Here is a 16,771-nt window from a genome sequence, read left to right as displayed (position 1 = left end):
TAGCGGCCTTTTATCAACGAAGAGAGCGTGGCATTTTGCTCTCCTGCTAGCGGAAATTCCCGCGTTTTACACAAACTTCGTGTTCAACTTTGGGATATTCTTAGCGTGGCAGCGAGATTTTACGTTCTTTCGTCGGGCGATACAGTACCAGCGTTTTGCCGATGACCTGTACATTGCAGGCGCCGGTTTCGCGTACGATAGCTTCCACGATCAAGGTTTTAGTATCGCGATCTTCCGAGGCGATTTTCACCTTGATAAGCTCATGGTGCTCTAACGCTTGTTCAATCTCGGCCAGTACCCCTTCGGTCAAACCATTATTGCCAAGCATAACTACAGGCTTGAGCGGATGTGCCAGACCTTTCAGGTGCTGTTTTTGTTTAGTACTCAGATTCATCGTATATTTTTGCTTACGTTGGGATTGAAAACGGGTCATTCTACCGCCATCTCCCATATATCGCCAAATAGCTGTGTAGATATTTACACCATTGGTTACGATGAACTGCCCGATGGGAAAGTGAAATGACAGGTAAAAAGCGTTCTGCCAGCTCGAGTCGCTGGCTTCAGGAACACTTTAGCGATAAATATGTTCAACAGGCACAGAAAAAGGGGTTACGTTCCCGTGCCTGGTTTAAACTTGATGAAATACAGCAAAGTGACAAAATTTTTAAACCGGGGATGACGATTGTTGACCTCGGCGCTGCACCCGGTGGCTGGTCGCAATATGCGGTTACGCAGATCGGAAACAGCGGCCGCATTATCGCTTGCGATCTTTTACCTATGGATCCAATCGTTGGTGTGGACTTCCTTCAGGGCGACTTTCGTGATGAATTAGTCCTGAAAGCGTTACTTGAGCGTGTAGGTGACAGTAAAGTACAAGTTGTCATGTCTGATATGGCGCCAAATATGTGTGGAACACCGGCGGTGGATATTCCCCGGGCCATGTATCTGGTTGAACTGGCACTTGGAATGGCTCGTGATGTATTAGCGCCAGGTGGTAGTTTTGTAGTGAAGGTGTTCCAGGGCGAAGGCTTCGATGAGTATCTAAGAGACATTCGCTCCCTGTTTACGAAGGTCAAAGTTCGTAAGCCGGACTCTTCTCGCGCCCGTTCGCGTGAAGTGTACATTGTAGCGACCGGGCGTAAACCATAACCGGTAGATTTCAAACGTAAGTTTGAAAGACACTGGATATAGAGTATCCTGACGCTGTTTTTAACACAGTTGTAATATGAGGTTAATCCCTTGAGTGACATGGCGAAAAACCTAATACTCTGGCTGGTCATTGCCGTTGTGCTGATGTCAGTATTCCAGAGCTTTGGGCCCAGCGAGTCTAATGGCCGTAAGGTTGATTACTCTACCTTCCTGCAAGAGGTCAATCAGGACCAGGTTCGTGAAGCGCGTATCAACGGACGTGAGATTAACGTTACCAAGAAAGATAGTAACCGTTACACGACCTACATTCCGGTTAACGATCCGAAGCTGCTTGATAACCTGCTGACTAAAAACGTCAAGGTTGTTGGCGAGCCGCCTGAAGAGCCGAGCCTGCTGGCTTCTATCTTCATTTCCTGGTTCCCAATGCTGCTGCTGATTGGTGTCTGGATCTTCTTCATGCGTCAGATGCAGGGCGGTGGTGGCAAAGGTGCCATGTCGTTCGGTAAGAGCAAAGCGCGCATGTTGACCGAGGATCAGATCAAAACCACTTTTGCTGATGTCGCTGGTTGTGACGAAGCGAAAGAGGAGGTCGCTGAACTGGTTGAATACCTGCGCGAACCGAGCCGTTTCCAGAAGCTGGGCGGTAAGATCCCGAAAGGCGTCCTGATGGTCGGTCCTCCGGGTACAGGTAAAACCTTGCTGGCAAAAGCCATCGCGGGTGAAGCGAAGGTTCCATTCTTCACAATTTCCGGTTCTGATTTCGTGGAAATGTTCGTCGGTGTGGGCGCATCTCGTGTGCGTGACATGTTCGAACAAGCCAAGAAAGCGGCACCGTGCATCATCTTCATCGATGAAATCGACGCCGTAGGTCGCCAGCGTGGCGCGGGTCTGGGTGGCGGTCACGATGAACGTGAACAGACGCTGAACCAGATGCTGGTTGAGATGGACGGCTTCGAAGGTAACGAAGGTATTATCGTTATCGCGGCAACTAACCGTCCGGACGTTCTTGACCCTGCGCTGCTGCGCCCAGGCCGTTTTGACCGTCAGGTTGTGGTGGGGCTGCCAGACGTTCGCGGTCGTGAACAGATTCTGAAAGTGCATATGCGTCGCGTACCGCTGTCTCCGGATATCGATGCGGCAATTATTGCTCGTGGTACGCCTGGTTTCTCCGGTGCGGACCTGGCGAACCTGGTGAACGAAGCGGCACTGTTTGCAGCGCGTGGTAACAAGCGTGTTGTATCGATGGTTGAGTTCGAGAAAGCGAAAGACAAAATCATGATGGGTGCGGAACGTCGCTCCATGGTGATGACGGAAGCGCAGAAAGAATCTACCGCGTACCATGAAGCTGGCCATGCAATCATCGGCCGTCTGGTACCTGAACACGATCCGGTGCATAAAGTGACGATTATCCCGCGCGGTCGTGCGCTGGGTGTCACCTTCTTCCTGCCTGAAGGCGACGCAATTAGCGCCAGCCGTCAGAAACTGGAAAGTCAGATCTCCACGCTGTACGGTGGTCGTCTGGCGGAAGAGATCATCTACGGTGCTGAACATGTTTCTACCGGTGCGTCGAACGACATTAAAGTCGCGACGAACCTGGCGCGTAACATGGTCACTCAGTGGGGCTTCTCTGACAAACTGGGGCCGTTGCTGTACGCGGAAGAAGAAGGCGAAGTGTTCCTGGGACGTTCTGTTGCGAAAGCAAAACATATGTCCGATGAAACCGCGCGTATTATCGATCAGGAAGTGAAATCACTGATTGAGCGCAACTATGACCGTGCTCGCCGTCTGCTGAACGATAACATGGACATCCTGCACTCAATGAAAGATGCGCTCATGAAATATGAGACCATCGATGCACCGCAGATTGATGATCTGATGGCTCGTCGCGAAGTGCGCCCGCCAGCGGGTTGGGAAGAGTCTGGTTCATCTAACAACTCTGGCAACAATGGCACCCCGAGTGCGCCGCGTCCGGCTGAAGAGCCGCGGACGCCGAACCCGGGCAACATGTCAGAGCAGTTAGGCGACAAATAAGTTATCGTCATCTGATGACCATGTTTTAATTGAAAACCCTGGGGCTTGCTCCGGGGTTTTTCTTATCTGTTCATTAAAGATTTTACCAGGGATAACACTATGAAACTCTTTGCTCAGGGATCTTCGCTGGATCTCAGCCATCCCCACGTCATGGGGATTTTAAACGTCACACCAGACTCTTTTTCTGATGGTGGAGCGCACAACTCCCTGGTTGAGGCGGTAAAACACGCAAATCTGATGATTAACGCAGGGGCGACTATCATTGATGTGGGTGGTGAGTCTACGCGACCGGGAGCGGCGGATGTTAGCGTGGAAGAAGAACTGCAGCGTGTGATCCCGGTTGTTGAGGCAATCGCTCAACGTTTTGAAGTGTGGATTTCGGTAGATACCTCAAAACCAGAGGTCATTCGTGAGTGCGCCAGAGTGGGTGCGCATATCATTAACGATATACGTTCGCTCTCTGAGCCGGGCGCGCTGGAAGCTGCGGCAGAAACCGGGTTGCCGGTTTGCCTGATGCATATGCAGGGACAGCCGAAAACTATGCAGGAAGCGCCGAAGTATGAGGATGTATTTGCTGAGGTAAATCGTTACTTTGTTGAGCAAATAGCACGTTGTGAACGGGCCGGAATCACAAAAGATAAATTGCTACTCGACCCAGGATTCGGATTCGGTAAAAATCTTACTCACAACTACACATTGCTGGCACGTCTGGCGGAATTTCATCATTTTAATCTGCCGCTGCTGGTAGGGATGTCACGAAAATCAATGGTTGGCCAATTGCTCAATGTGGGTCCATCTGAGCGTTTGAGCGGCAGCCTTGCATGTGCGGTCATTGCTGCAATGCAGGGAGCGCAGATTATTCGTGTCCATGACGTCAAAGAAACCGTAGAAGCGATGCGTGTGGTGGAAGCCACATTGTCTGCAAAGGAAAACAAACGCTATGAGTAATCGTAAATATTTTGGCACCGATGGGATTCGTGGCCGTGTAGGCGACGCTCCAATCACCCCTGACTTTGTGCTCAAGCTGGGTTGGGCGGCAGGAAAAGTGCTGGCACGTCATGGTTCACGCAAAATCATTATCGGTAAAGATACGCGTATTTCCGGCTATATGCTGGAATCTGCGCTGGAAGCGGGCCTGGCTGCCGCGGGGTTGTCAGCTTCTTTCACAGGCCCCATGCCAACACCAGCTGTTGCGTATCTGACACGAGCATTCCGTGCTGAAGCCGGGATTGTTATCTCCGCTTCGCACAACCCATTTTATGACAACGGGATTAAATTCTTCTCCATCGACGGGACCAAACTGCCGGATGCAGTTGAAGAAGCGATTGAAGCGGAGATGGAAAAAGCAATCACCTGCGTAGATTCGGCCGAGCTGGGTAAAGCCAGCCGTATTGTCGATGCTGCCGGTCGCTATATTGAGTTTTGCAAAGGAACATTTCCGAATGAGCTGAGCCTGAACGAGCTTAAAATTGTGGTGGACTGCGCTAACGGCGCAACGTACCACATTGCGCCAAATGTACTGCGCGAACTGGGTGCTAACGTCATTGCCATTGGCTGTGAACCAAATGGTGTAAACATCAATGAAGAAGTTGGCGCGACCGATGTTCGTGCGCTGCAGGCGCGCGTAATCGCAGAAAAAGCCGATCTGGGTATTGCGCTGGACGGTGACGGCGACCGCGTTATTATGGTTGACCACGAAGGTAATAAAGTCGACGGCGACCAGATCATGTACATCATCGCGCGTGAAGCGCTGCGCCAGGGGCAACTGCGCGGCGGTGCGGTGGGTACACTGATGAGCAACATGGGGCTGGAGCTGGCGCTAAAACAACTGGGTATTCCGTTTGCCCGTGCGAAAGTGGGCGACCGCTACGTACTGGAAAAAATGCAGGAAAAAGGCTGGCGTATCGGTGCGGAAAACTCAGGTCATGTGATTCTGCTGGATAAAACGACTACGGGTGACGGTATTGTGGCGGGTCTGCAGGTACTGGCCGCGATGGTGCGTAACCATATGAGTCTGCACGATCTGTGCAGCGGCATGAAAATGTTCCCGCAACTGCTGGTTAACGTACGTTACACCGCCGGCAGCGGCGATCCGCTGGAGCATGAAAGCGTGAAAGCGGTGATGGCAGAGGTTGAAGCGGCACTGGGTAATCGTGGACGCGTACTGCTGCGTAAGTCGGGCACTGAGCCATTAATCCGTGTGATGGTTGAAGGTGAAGACGAAGCACAGGTTACGGAGTTTGCGCACCGCATTGCGGATGCAGTGAAAGCCGTTTAACCCTATCCATAAGTGTAAAAGCCGGAGTCTCTCAGACTCCGGCTTTTTTTTACTGTACTGCAAGCGGCTGTTTACGCCGACGCTGCCAGAAGTAGCCACCGATCATCAATAGGACGAGGACGGCCAGCCACGGGAGAACCGCCAACAAGTGCCCGGATCGGGCGAATGTCAGTGCAATCATCAGCAACCATCCTCCCAGCATCGGAATTGCGGTGCGTTTAACGATATCCACCGGTGATACACCTGCGATCCCGGCGATGGCGATAATCACGCCGGCAATAGGCGACAACGTCCGCCCAATACCCGCTGAGATCTGAATCGGCAGCATCATAACCGCCACGTCGCTGCCGATATGGCGGCTGATATCCGGCACCATCGGGGCGAAGGAGAAAAAGGCTGCATTCCCGGAGCCCATCAACGCTGAAATCGCAAAGGTGATTAACGTCATCAGTAAGATTATGGACGCTGCGCTGAGGCCAAATTCTCCTGAGAGTGACAGCAGCGCATCAACCGCGCCAATTGCTTTCAGACCGGCGGAGAAAACTTCACCGGCGATAATCAGCGTGACTACCGTGGCAAACACACTGCCCATACTGTCGAAAACTTTTTGTACGCCAGCCATCACTTCGCGAGCTTTACGATGGCGGCAATATTCGCAAATCAGAGTAATGGCCAGGCTTATCAGTACGGCGGTATCCAGCGTAATTTTGAGTGAGCTGAACAGCAAATCACTGCACGCCAGCATTAAAACCAGCGGTAACATTGGCAGGAACAGCCAGGCTACCGGCGCTTCGGTTTCTTCGGTTGAGGTTAATGTCTGCATTTGCTGCGCTGTATTGTCACCGCTCTCCCGGCGATCGAAAAAGCGTTGTACAACGATATGAAGCAGAGCGATGAAAAGAATAACCGGAACGACAATCGGTAACTGATCCTGAACAAAATAGTTAACTACCTCGATACCTGCCGTTTTGGCGGCGAGAACCGAGTTCCCGGAGCCTGGACCAAACTCAACCGCACAGGTACTGGCGATAACGGCGGCAACGGCGGCGCGACTACAGCCAAGACGGGTCAGTAGCGGGTACAGTGTTGCCATTAACAGCAGACCCAGCCCGGTGGCGCTACTGATAAACAGCGACAGGAATTGACCCAGCAACAGCGCCAGCCCTAGCAGTAGATAAGGGGAGTTCAGACGTTGCAAGGGGCGGGATGTGACGCGCACCAGCACCTGACTTGCGCCAATAGCCGACATATAGGTGGCAAAGCCACCTATCAGCATGATTTGTAGCCCGAGACCGCCGAGACGCACGCTTAGGGTATCGCGAATAAACTCAAAGGCGTCAAATGGGCCAAATCCGGTGCTTTTTTTTACCAGGCTACTGAGAGTAGCCATCCCGCTAAAATGCGCGATAAGCAGTAGTACGATCCCGGTTAACAGCAACACCGACTGAGGGTGATACTTTTTCAGGATCAGACGCCCGGCAAAAATAATGGCGACCAGCGCCAGTAATAATGACATTCTCAATTCCTCACTCAAAGTTGCCAGTGACCAGACACTCACCATCACGCAGTAACGGCTTGCCGGCGGCAAACAAGTGGGCCAGTGAGAGGTCATCATTGAGCACGCAAATATCAGCACGTTCTCCTGCGCAAAGTACGCCGCCCGAAATACCCAGTGAGCGGGCGACGTTCGCCGTCAACATCGCGATCGCCTGAGACACTGGAATACCGACATCAATCAGGCGAGGTAACAGGTTGAGGTTGCCACCTACCGGCGCGGCGCTTAGTCCTTCTACGATGCCTTGCGCATTAAAGCGCGGCACGCTGCCATTACCGTCAGAGCTAATGGTGATGCGATCTGCAGGAACCTGTGATTCCAGTGCGTGGAGAATCGCTTGTTCCTGGGGCATAAATCGGCTGCCACCAGACGTCACGTCGATATGGCCACCGCGATGTGCGAAAGCGATAGCCTGTTCGAACAATGCTTCTGTCCTCGCAACATGCGTCGGCGAAATGTGGTGAATGGGAATACCGGCATCACACAATTCCATAAGCTGTGACATCCCTTCCGGCAGATTGCCCAGGTGCACATGCAGCAGCCCTTTTTTTCCGGCCAGCAGTGAGGATACGCGGATGTCACTGATTATTCTTAATAACTCCTGGAAAGAGGGATAGGAGCCACGGTGGTCGGCGAGGGCGATTTTGACACCCAGGATTGCCGGGATAAAGGCCATATCATCGCGAATGGACCGCGTAATTGTCGGGCTGGGTACCGCGTAGGCTCCGGTATGCATATACGCACGCAGACCCTCCAGATTGAGAGACTGCATTTTGGCGTAAAGATCTTTTGGTGAGCGGGATATCGCATCAGTGCCCAGCACGCCGACGACCGTCGTAATACCGGCCTGAATCAAATCGCGCAGTTTGACGGCTGGTGTCCGGCTGGCAAAGCCGGCTTCACCGCCGCCGCCGGTAAGATGGACATGCTGATCGATAATTCCGGGAATTACCCACTTACCGCGGCAATCGATGACTTCTTTGACGCCATCAAAGAGTGCAATATCTTTTTCAACAGCCACAATGCGATCGGCATGTATAAGCAGGGAACAGAGGCCTAAATCCTCTGGGGAAAATACGCGGGCATTGGTCAGTAAAGTAAACATATCGGTCCTGTCAAACGTCAAGGGTGAGAGTCGGCAGGTGAAACGGAATATTGTTGTTATGATGTCCACATTAAAGCCATTACTATAACTGTGACTATTGCCGATTTGTTATCGGTGGATACGGTTATGGCATGATGGGGAATGAGACGTGGATTCGAAGTGGTTAGAAGATTTTCTGGCGTTGAGTCAGTATGGGAATTACTCCCAGGCAGCGATACAGCGGCATATCACCCAACCCGCGCTAAGCCGACGTATAAAGGCACTGGAGGAAATGTTGGGGGTCCCGCTGTTTGACCGCACCACGACGCCCGTTACGCTAACCTGTTATGGCGAACGTTTTGAACCTTATGCCCGGCAAGTCCTCAGTACACTTACGGAGGCGCGCCATGACCTGTGTGCGATGATGCCAGCGACGGACAATACGTTGGTGATGGTGAGTCTGCATACGCTGTCAGTCAATATCCTGCCTGATATGATCAACTATCTGCGCCAGAGTGAACCGCAATTAAACTTCACGGTAAATGCCAGCATTCAGGGGATTGATAATCACTTTAATGCCCTGATAAACCGGCAAATTGATATGCTGGTGACTTACGATTTGCCCTCGTCACAACCGGGGCTGGAGATTGCCGGAGGGCTGAAACGTTCTTTATGGCGATATGAGCGTTTTATCCCAGTGATTTCTGCGCAACTCGCGGACAGACTGGATGATCCGCATACCCCGATCCCCTGGCTATGCTACAGCGACTATACCTTTGTCAGACGTATTATTGATCCGGCAGAACAACGAGTGCGCCCACGGTTGAAAAAAGTGTTTGAGACTGGGCTAAGCGAAACAATACGAGAAATGGTGCTGCGCCATATGGGAATGGCGTGGTTACCCGAATCCATGGTGGCTGAGGAGTTGGTGAATCAGGAAATCATTCACTGTTGGCCAGAAAATTCGGATCTGGTTTGTGAAATCCCTATTGTTGTTTGGGCAAACCTTGACGATCAGCGGTCAGTAATGCAGCGATGCTGGGATAAGTTGCTGCGTTTTTGATTGATGTGGCGATTTTTTCCGCACTTGATACAATGCTAACAAATTGCCCTTGCGAAGGTTATTCGCTTTGGTTAGTATTCACACCCGCTTCAGTGGGAAACAGTTGAAATTCCCGCTTTATTGGTCGAAGCATTGGTACGCGGCAACTCCGCAAGGAACAGGTTGATTATGCACGAAGCTCTTTTGGTAGTTTTCCTTATTGTAGCAATTGGCCTTGTTGGCTTGATCATGCTGCAGCAAGGTAAAGGCGCTGATATGGGAGCCTCTTTTGGCGCAGGCGCTTCTGGTACACTGTTTGGTTCAAGTGGTTCTGGTAACTTCATGACCCGTATGACAGCTGTGTTAGGGACTCTGTTCTTCATTATCAGTCTGGTGCTGGGTAACATGAACAGCAATAAGACCAATAAAGGAAGTGAGTGGGAAAATCTGAGTGCACCGGCGAAAACCGAGCAAACTCAGCCAGCTGCTCCGGCTCAGCCGACCAGCGATATCCCGCGTTAATAGTTGTATCTGTGCTGAGGTGGTGGAATTGGTAGACACGCTACCTTGAGGTGGTAGTGCCCTAACGGGCTTGTGGGTTCGAGTCCCATCCTCAGTACCAATATTCCAAAGAAAAGACGCTGCAAAGCGTCTTTTTTTTCGTCTGTAATTTGTGGCGGCTCCGTAGGTCTGATAAGCGTGGCACCATCAGGCGATGTAATAATGTCGGGTGGCGGTGTAAAAACCTTATCCGACCTACGGGCAACAGAGTATCCCTCTATTCTGCGCATAAAAAAGGCCGCTTTCGCGGCCTTAAGATGGTGAATATTTACTTCGCTTTGTTTTCCAGATTCTCAACCTGTGGCAGACCGGTTGCGGAAGAGGCGGTCAACAGACCAGACTGTGCATAGCCGAACAGCTTCTCACGAGTGTCGGTAATATCCAGGTTACGCATGGTCAGCTGACCGATACGATCGTCTGGTGAGAATACGGAATCACCTTTCTCCATGGTCAAACGTTCTGGTTTGTAGGTCAGGTTGTCAGACACGGTGTTAAGGATTGAATAGTCGTTACCGCGGCGCAGTTCCAGCGTGACTTCACCGGTAATCTGGCTGGCTACCCAACGTTGCAGACCATCACGCAGCATCAGCGCCTGTGAGTCAAACCAGCGCCCCTGATACAGCAGACGACCGAGCTGGCGACCGTGAGCGTGATATTGCTCAATGGTGTCTTCGTTATGAATACCGGTCAGCAGACGTTCGTAGGCGATATGCAGCAGTGCCATCCCCGGGGCTTCATAGATACCGCGGCTTTTTGCTTCAATGATACGGTTTTCAATCTGATCGCTCATACCCAGACCATGACGACCGCCGATACGGTTGGCTTCCAGCATCATCTCAACATCGTCACTGAAGGTCTTACCGTTCAGCGCAACCGGATGACCCTGTTCAAAACGCACGGTCACTTCTTCAGCCGGGATCTTCACGCTCTCATCCCAGAACTTCACGCCCATAATCGGGTTAACGATTTTGACGCTGGAGTTCAGGAATTCCAGATCTTTTGCTTCGTGAGTCGCACCGAGCATATTGGAGTCTGTTGAGTACGCTTTCTCAACGGACATCTTGTAGTCGAAGCCGCAGGCGATCATAAATTCGGACATCTCATGGCGACCACCGAGTTCGTCGATAAAATCGGTATCCAGCCAGGGTTTATAAATCTGTAGTTCGGCGTTGGTCAGCAGACCGTAACGATAGAAACGTTCAATATCGTTGCCTTTATAGGTACTACCGTCACCCCAGATATTTACGCCATCTTCTTTCATGGCGGCAACCAGCATGGTGCCTGTCACTGCGCGGCCCAGCGGGGTGGTATTGAAATAGGTCAGTCCGCCGGTGGTGTTATGGAACGCACCGCACTGAATGGCAGCGATCCCTTCGGCAACCAACTGCTTGCGGCAATCAACCAGGCGAGCATTCTCAGCACCATATTCCATTGCACGGCGAGGAATGGCGTCATAGTCATCCTCATCCGGCTGGCCCAAATTCGCAGTATATGCATATGGGACAGCCCCTTTTTGTCGCATCCACAGCAGTGCTGCACTGGTGTCCAGGCCGCCGGAAAAAGCGATACCAATACGTTGACCTACCGGGAGATGCTTGAGAATCGTCGTCATAAAATAAAACCCTGCTTGATAGACTGGTGAAGAGGTCGGTTTTTTATGTTAAGTGCATTTTTATGCAAAATAAATGAGTTTTCATTTAATCATCTTTTAAAGGTGACAGGAAGAGTTTAGTGATAATTTCGTTAAATAACGGCGTGGGTGGCATATTTATCTTGCTGGGCTAGCGCTGGGCAGCATTCATTCATTTGCATACTAGTAACAAGGTTGACATAACGTATAGAGGATCAATATACTGTGCGCAGATTTTACGTCCCGTCCTCGGTACCAAATCCCAGCAGTATTTGCATTTTTTACCCAAAACGAGTAAAATTTGCCACGTTTCAGGCGCGGGGTGGAGCAGCCTGGTAGCTCGTCGGGCTCATAACCCGAAGGTCGTCGGTTCAAATCCGGCCCCCGCAACCACTTTCCCTTAGAGTTCTTTTTCAAATATACTGTGAAGACTTAGGCCTTCGTAGCTGGATTTGAAAAAAATTCTTTCGGAAGGTTCTCCGAACCGCAGGTGCGGTTATAGGGTTCAGTTATCTAAAGCCCCGATTTATCGGGGTTTTTTGTTATCTGACTACAGAATAACTGGGCTTTAGGCCCTTTTTTTATGTCTTGGGGGTGGGCTTGTCCACATTAGAGCAAAAATTAACAGAGATGATTACAGCGCCAGTTGAAGCCTTGGGGTACGAGCTGGTCGGCATCGAATTTATTCGCGGTCGCACATCCACACTGCGCATCTATATTGATAGTGAAGATGGCATCAATGTTGATGATTGTGCTGATGTGAGCCATCAGGTAAGCGCGGTGATGGATGTCGAAGACCCAATCACTGTTGCCTACAACCTGGAAGTCTCCTCTCCGGGTCTCGACCGTCCTCTGTTCACGGCTGAACACTACGTGCGTTTCCTGGGTGAAGAAGTCACGCTGGTTCTTCGTATGGCGGTACAAAACCGTCGTAAATGGCAGGGCGTTATCAAAGCGGTGGACGGTGAGATGATCACGGTCACAGTCGAAGGTAAAGATGAAGTGTTCGCGCTGAGTAATATCCAGAAGGCGAACCTGGTTCCCCACTTTTAACAGTCTGGATTGAGGTGAAAAGCCCGCGATGAACAAAGAAATTTTGGCTGTTGTTGAAGCCGTATCCAACGAGAAAGCGCTGCCACGCGAGAAAATTTTTGAAGCGCTGGAAAGTGCACTGGCTACAGCAACAAAGAAAAAATATGAACAAGAGATCGATGTCCGCGTAGAGATCGATCGTAAAAGCGGTGATTTCGATACCTTCCGTCGTTGGGTTATCGTAGAAGAAGTCACTCAGCCAACGAAAGAAATTACGCTGGAAGCGGCGCGCTTTGAAGACGAAAGTCTGAACGTGGGTGAATACGTTGAAGATCAGATCGAATCTGTCACCTTTGACCGTATCACTACTCAGACCGCGAAACAGGTTATCGTACAGAAAGTACGTGAAGCTGAACGTGCGATGGTTGTCGATCAATTCCGTGAACACGAAGGCGAAATCGTCACTGGTGTGGTGAAGAAAGTCAACCGTGACAACATTTCCCTGGATCTGGGCAGTAATGCTGAAGCTGTGATCCTGCGTGAAGACATGCTGCCGCGTGAAAACTTCCGTCCTGGCGACCGTATTCGTGGTGTCCTGTACTCTGTGCGCCCGGAAGCGCGTGGTGCGCAGCTGTTTGTGACGCGTTCCAAGCCGGAAATGCTGATCGAACTGTTCCGCATTGAAGTGCCAGAAATTGGCGAAGAAGTGATTGAAATTAAAGCGGCGGCTCGCGATCCGGGTTCTCGTGCGAAAATCGCAGTTAAGACCAACGACAAGCGTATCGATCCGGTCGGTGCCTGTGTTGGTATGCGCGGTGCGCGTGTTCAGGCAGTTTCTACCGAACTGGGCGGCGAGCGTATTGATATTGTCCTGTGGGATGATAATCCGGCGCAGTTCGTGATCAACGCAATGGCGCCAGCAGACGTCGCTTCTATCGTGGTGGATGAAGACAAACACACCATGGATATTGCGGTTGAAGCCGGTAACCTGGCTCAGGCGATTGGACGTAATGGTCAGAACGTCCGCCTGGCTTCACAACTGAGCGGTTGGGAACTCAACGTCATGACCGTTGATGATCTGCAGGCTAAGCATCAGGCTGAAGCACATGCGGCCATCGATACCTTCACTAAATATCTCGATATCGATGAAGATTTCGCGACTGTTTTGGTTGAAGAAGGTTTTGCGACGCTGGAAGAACTGGCCTACGTGCCAATGAAAGAACTGCTGGAAATTGACGGCCTTGATGAACAGACCGTTGAAGCGCTGCGCGAGCGTGCTAAAAACGCACTGACCACTCTGGCACTGGCCCAGGAAGAAAGCCTCGGTGATAACAAACCGGCTGACGATCTGCTGAATCTGGAAGGATTGGATCGTGATATGGCTTTCAAACTGGCTGCCCGTGGTGTTTGTACGCTGGAAGATCTCGCTGAACAGGGCATTGATGATCTGGCTGATATCGAAGGGTTAACCGACGAGAAAGCCGGTGAGCTGATTATGGCTGCCCGTAATATTTGCTGGTTCGGCGACGAAGCGTAATAAACTGTAGCAGGAAGGAACAGTATGACAGATGTAACCGTAAAAACGCTGGCTGCAGAGATACAGACCTCCGTGGATCGCCTGGTACAGCAATTTGCTGATGCAGGTATCCCTAAGTCTGCTGATGACTCTGTGTCCGCACAAGAGAAACAAACCTTGCTGGCGCACCTGAACCGTGAAAACGGTTCCGCGCCGGATAAGTTGACATTGCAGCGTAAAACGCGCAGTACTCTCAATATTCCAGGTACCGGTGGAAAAAGTAAATCGGTACAAATCGAAGTCCGCAAGACACGCACCTTTGTGAAACGCGATCCGCAAGAGGCTGAACGCCTTGCCGCGGAAGAGCAGGCGCAGCGTGAAGCGGAAGAGCAAGCCCGTCGTGAGGCAGAAGAAGCTGCCAAACGCGAGGCGCAACAAAAAGCCGAACGTGAGGCCGCAGAACAAGCTAAACGTGAAGCCGCTGATAAAGCGAAACGTGAAGCTGCGGAAAAAGACAAAGTGAGCAATCAACAGACCGACGATATGACAAAAACCGCCCAGGCCGAAAAAGCCCGCCGTGAAAACGAAGCCGCAGAACTGAAGCGTAAAGCGGAAGAAGAAGCACGTCGCAAGCTTGAAGAAGAAGCGCGCCGTGTGGCTGAAGAAGCCCGTCGTATGGCAGAAGAAAACGAGAAGAATGGTGTGAATAACGCTGAACCTGTTGAAGATACCAGCGATTATCACGTTACCACTTCTCAGCACGCTCGCCAGGCAGAAGACGAAAACGATCGTGAAGTTGAAGGCGGTCGTGGTCGTACTCGCAGTGCGAAAGCTGCGCGTCCGGCGAAGAAAGGCAATAAACACGCCGAATCTAAAGCTGACCGTGAAGAAGCGCGTGCAGCGGTTCGTGGCGGCAAAGGCGGTAAACAACGTAAAGGTTCCGCGCTGCAGCAGGGCTTCCAGAAGCCGGCTCAGGCCGTTAACCGTGACGTTGTGATCGGCGAAACCATCACCGTTGGCGATCTGGCGAACAAGATGGCAGTTAAAGGCTCTCAGGTCATCAAAGCGATGATGAAACTGGGTGCAATGGCAACCATCAACCAGGTTATCGACCAGGAAACCGCACAGCTGGTTGCCGAAGAGATGGGTCACAAAGTTATCCTGCGTCGTGAAAACGAACTGGAAGAAGCGGTAATGAGCGACCGTGACACTGGTGCGGCGGCTGAACCGCGTGCACCTGTTGTGACCATCATGGGCCACGTTGACCACGGTAAAACGTCTTTGCTGGATTACATTCGTTCTACGAAAGTGGCCTCAGGCGAAGCGGGCGGCATTACCCAGCACATCGGTGCGTATCATGTTGAAACCGGTAACGGTATGATCACCTTCCTGGATACCCCGGGGCACGCCGCATTTACCTCCATGCGTGCTCGTGGTGCTCAGGCAACGGATATCGTGGTTCTGGTTGTTGCTGCAGACGACGGCGTGATGCCGCAGACCATCGAGGCTATCCAGCACGCGAAAGCGGCAGGTGTGCCAGTAGTGGTTGCAGTGAACAAGATCGATAAACCAGAAGCAGACCCAGATCGCGTTAAAAATGAACTGTCCCAGTATGGCATCATGCCGGAAGAGTGGGGCGGCGAGAGCCAGTTCGTTCATGTTTCTGCAAAAGCCGGTACCGGTATCGACGAGCTGCTGGATGCTATCCTGCTGCAGGCCGAGGTTCTGGAGCTGAAAGCAGTACGTAAAGGTATGGCGAGCGGTGCGGTTATCGAATCCTTCCTGGATAAAGGACGTGGCCCGGTTGCTACCGTCCTGGTTCGCGAGGGTACCCTGAACAAAGGCGATATCGTACTGTGTGGCTTCGAATACGGTCGCGTTCGTGCGATGCGTAACGAACTGGGTCAGGAAGTGCTGGAAGCAGGTCCGTCCATTCCGGTGGAAATCCTCGGTCTGTCCGGTGTTCCGGCTGCAGGTGATGAAGTGACCGTCGTTCGTGACGAGAAGAAAGCACGTGAAGTTGCGCTGTATCGTCAGGGCAAATTCCGTGAAGTTAAACTGGCTCGTCAGCAGAAATCTAAACTCGAGAACATGTTTGCTAACATGACCGAAGGCGAAGTTCACGAAGTGAACATCGTACTGAAGGCTGACGTTCAGGGTTCTGTAGAAGCGATCTCCGACTCTTTACTGAAACTGTCTACCGACGAAGTCAAAGTGAAGATCATCGGTTCTGGCGTGGGTGGTATCACCGAAACCGACGCTACGCTGGCTGCGGCATCCAACGCGATTCTGGTTGGCTTCAACGTCCGTGCTGATGCTTCTGCACGTAAAGTGATTGAATCTGAAAGCCTGGATCTGCGTTACTACTCCGTCATCTACCATCTGATCGACGAAGTGAAAGCAGCGATGAGCGGCATGCTGTCTCCGGAACTGAAACAGCAGATCATCGGTCTGGCTGAAGTCCGTGATGTGTTCAAATCACCGAAATTCGGCGCCATCGCAGGTTGTATGGTTACCGAGGGTACGATTAAACGTCACAACCCAATCCGCGTTCTGCGCGACAACGTGGTTATCTATGAAGGCGAGCTGGAATCCCTGCGCCGCTTCAAAGATGACGTTAACGAAGTCCGTAACGGTATGGAATGTGGTATCGGCGTTAAGAACTACAACGACGTTCGCGTTGGCGATATGATCGAAGTATTCGAGATTATTGAGATCAAACGTACCATCGCATAATCTTCGTCGTCTTTTGGGCCACAACGGCGTTGGCTGCGCTCGCTCACCCCGGTCACATAGTTATCTATGCTCCCGGGGATTTACGAGCTTGCCACCTTGTTGCCACCCCAAATCCTTAGAAGATGATTAGGCGTAGGCCGGGTAAGCGAAGCGCCAC

The 16,771-nt window shown here is 51.6% G+C and carries 13 protein-coding genes and 2 tRNA genes; 11 read left to right on the top strand and 4 right to left on the bottom strand.

What is annotated here, in order from left to right; translation table 11 throughout:
* Window positions 1–100: 100 nt before the first annotated feature.
* On the bottom strand, window positions 101–394 hold the full coding sequence (gene yhbY, locus ACLJXE_RS10495; RefSeq protein ID WP_003025016.1) for a ribosome assembly RNA-binding protein YhbY: 294 nt from the start codon (window positions 392–394) through the stop codon (window positions 101–103).
* A gap of 125 nt (window positions 395–519) precedes the next feature.
* On the opposite strand from yhbY, the gene rlmE reads away from it, so the two are divergent.
* From rlmE to glmM, 4 genes are all read left to right on the top strand, one after another.
* Window positions 520–1,149: a 23S rRNA (uridine(2552)-2'-O)-methyltransferase RlmE gene (gene rlmE, locus ACLJXE_RS10490; RefSeq protein WP_137382431.1), complete on the top strand. Its 630-nt coding sequence runs from the start codon at window positions 520–522 to the stop codon at window positions 1,147–1,149.
* A gap of 99 nt (window positions 1,150–1,248) precedes the next feature.
* Window positions 1,249–3,180 carry an ATP-dependent zinc metalloprotease FtsH gene (gene ftsH / locus ACLJXE_RS10485; RefSeq protein WP_271440744.1) on the top strand — a complete coding sequence of 644 codons (1,932 nt, stop codon included), beginning with the start codon at window positions 1,249–1,251 and terminating at the stop codon, window positions 3,178–3,180.
* Window positions 3,181–3,279: 99 nt separating this feature from the next.
* The gene (folP, locus tag ACLJXE_RS10480; RefSeq protein ID WP_048213410.1) at window positions 3,280–4,128 is read left to right on the top strand and encodes a dihydropteroate synthase; all 849 of its coding nucleotides are present in this window, start codon (window positions 3,280–3,282) and stop codon (window positions 4,126–4,128) included.
* Window positions 4,121–5,458 carry a phosphoglucosamine mutase gene (gene glmM / locus ACLJXE_RS10475; protein WP_101741911.1) on the top strand — a complete coding sequence of 446 codons (1,338 nt, stop codon included), beginning with the start codon at window positions 4,121–4,123 and terminating at the stop codon, window positions 5,456–5,458. Before folP ends, glmM begins: the two co-directional genes overlap by 8 nt.
* Before the next feature lie 49 nt (window positions 5,459–5,507).
* On the opposite strand, the gene dcuC is transcribed toward glmM, so the two are convergent.
* Both dcuC and iadA read right to left on the bottom strand, forming a co-directional pair.
* Window positions 5,508–6,974, bottom strand: coding sequence for a C4-dicarboxylate transporter DcuC (dcuC, locus tag ACLJXE_RS10470; RefSeq protein ID WP_410750811.1), 1,467 nt, complete (start codon window positions 6,972–6,974; stop codon window positions 5,508–5,510).
* Window positions 6,975–6,984: 10 nt separating this feature from the next.
* On the bottom strand, window positions 6,985–8,118 hold the full coding sequence (gene iadA / locus ACLJXE_RS10465) for a beta-aspartyl-peptidase (protein WP_286629388.1): 1,134 nt from the start codon (window positions 8,116–8,118) through the stop codon (window positions 6,985–6,987).
* Between the two features lie 148 nt (window positions 8,119–8,266).
* Here iadA and ACLJXE_RS10460 point away from each other — a divergent pair, with 148 nt between their 5' ends.
* The 3 genes from ACLJXE_RS10460 (at window position 8,267) to ACLJXE_RS10450 (ending at window position 9,761) form a co-directional block, all read left to right on the top strand.
* A complete protein-coding gene (locus tag ACLJXE_RS10460) occupies window positions 8,267–9,160 on the top strand; it encodes a LysR family transcriptional regulator (protein ID WP_286629389.1) in 894 nt (297 codons plus the stop codon).
* Window positions 9,161–9,328: 168 nt separating this feature from the next.
* Complete coding sequence (gene secG, locus ACLJXE_RS10455) at window positions 9,329–9,661, top strand: preprotein translocase subunit SecG (protein WP_003025000.1); 333 nt, start codon at window positions 9,329–9,331, stop codon at window positions 9,659–9,661.
* A gap of 13 nt (window positions 9,662–9,674) precedes the next feature.
* Window positions 9,675–9,761: transfer RNA gene (locus ACLJXE_RS10450), tRNA-Leu, on the top strand.
* A gap of 207 nt (window positions 9,762–9,968) precedes the next feature.
* Here ACLJXE_RS10450 and argG read toward each other — a convergent pair.
* A complete protein-coding gene (argG, locus tag ACLJXE_RS10445; protein WP_005131837.1) occupies window positions 9,969–11,312 on the bottom strand; it encodes an argininosuccinate synthase in 1,344 nt (447 codons plus the stop codon).
* A 334-nt stretch (window positions 11,313–11,646) separates the two neighbouring features.
* On the opposite strand from argG, the gene ACLJXE_RS10440 reads away from it, so the two are divergent.
* From ACLJXE_RS10440 to infB, 4 genes are all read left to right on the top strand, one after another.
* Window positions 11,647–11,723, top strand: a tRNA-Met gene (locus tag ACLJXE_RS10440).
* A gap of 207 nt (window positions 11,724–11,930) precedes the next feature.
* Window positions 11,931–12,383: a ribosome maturation factor RimP gene (rimP, locus tag ACLJXE_RS10435; protein WP_003024996.1), complete on the top strand. Its 453-nt coding sequence runs from the start codon at window positions 11,931–11,933 to the stop codon at window positions 12,381–12,383.
* 28 nt (window positions 12,384–12,411) lie between these two features.
* A complete protein-coding gene (gene nusA / locus ACLJXE_RS10430; RefSeq protein ID WP_260861734.1) occupies window positions 12,412–13,899 on the top strand; it encodes a transcription termination factor NusA in 1,488 nt (495 codons plus the stop codon).
* Window positions 13,900–13,923: 24 nt separating this feature from the next.
* Window positions 13,924–16,614: a translation initiation factor IF-2 gene (infB, locus tag ACLJXE_RS10425; RefSeq protein ID WP_286629390.1), complete on the top strand. Its 2,691-nt coding sequence runs from the start codon at window positions 13,924–13,926 to the stop codon at window positions 16,612–16,614.
* The last annotated feature ends 157 nt before the right edge of the window (window positions 16,615–16,771 follow it).

This window comes from Citrobacter sp. U14242 (assembly GCF_046555775.1).
GTDB lineage: Bacteria > Pseudomonadota > Gammaproteobacteria > Enterobacterales > Enterobacteriaceae > Citrobacter.
Note: the sequence above shows the minus strand (reverse complement) of the source record. Positions and strands in the feature narration are given on the sequence as shown.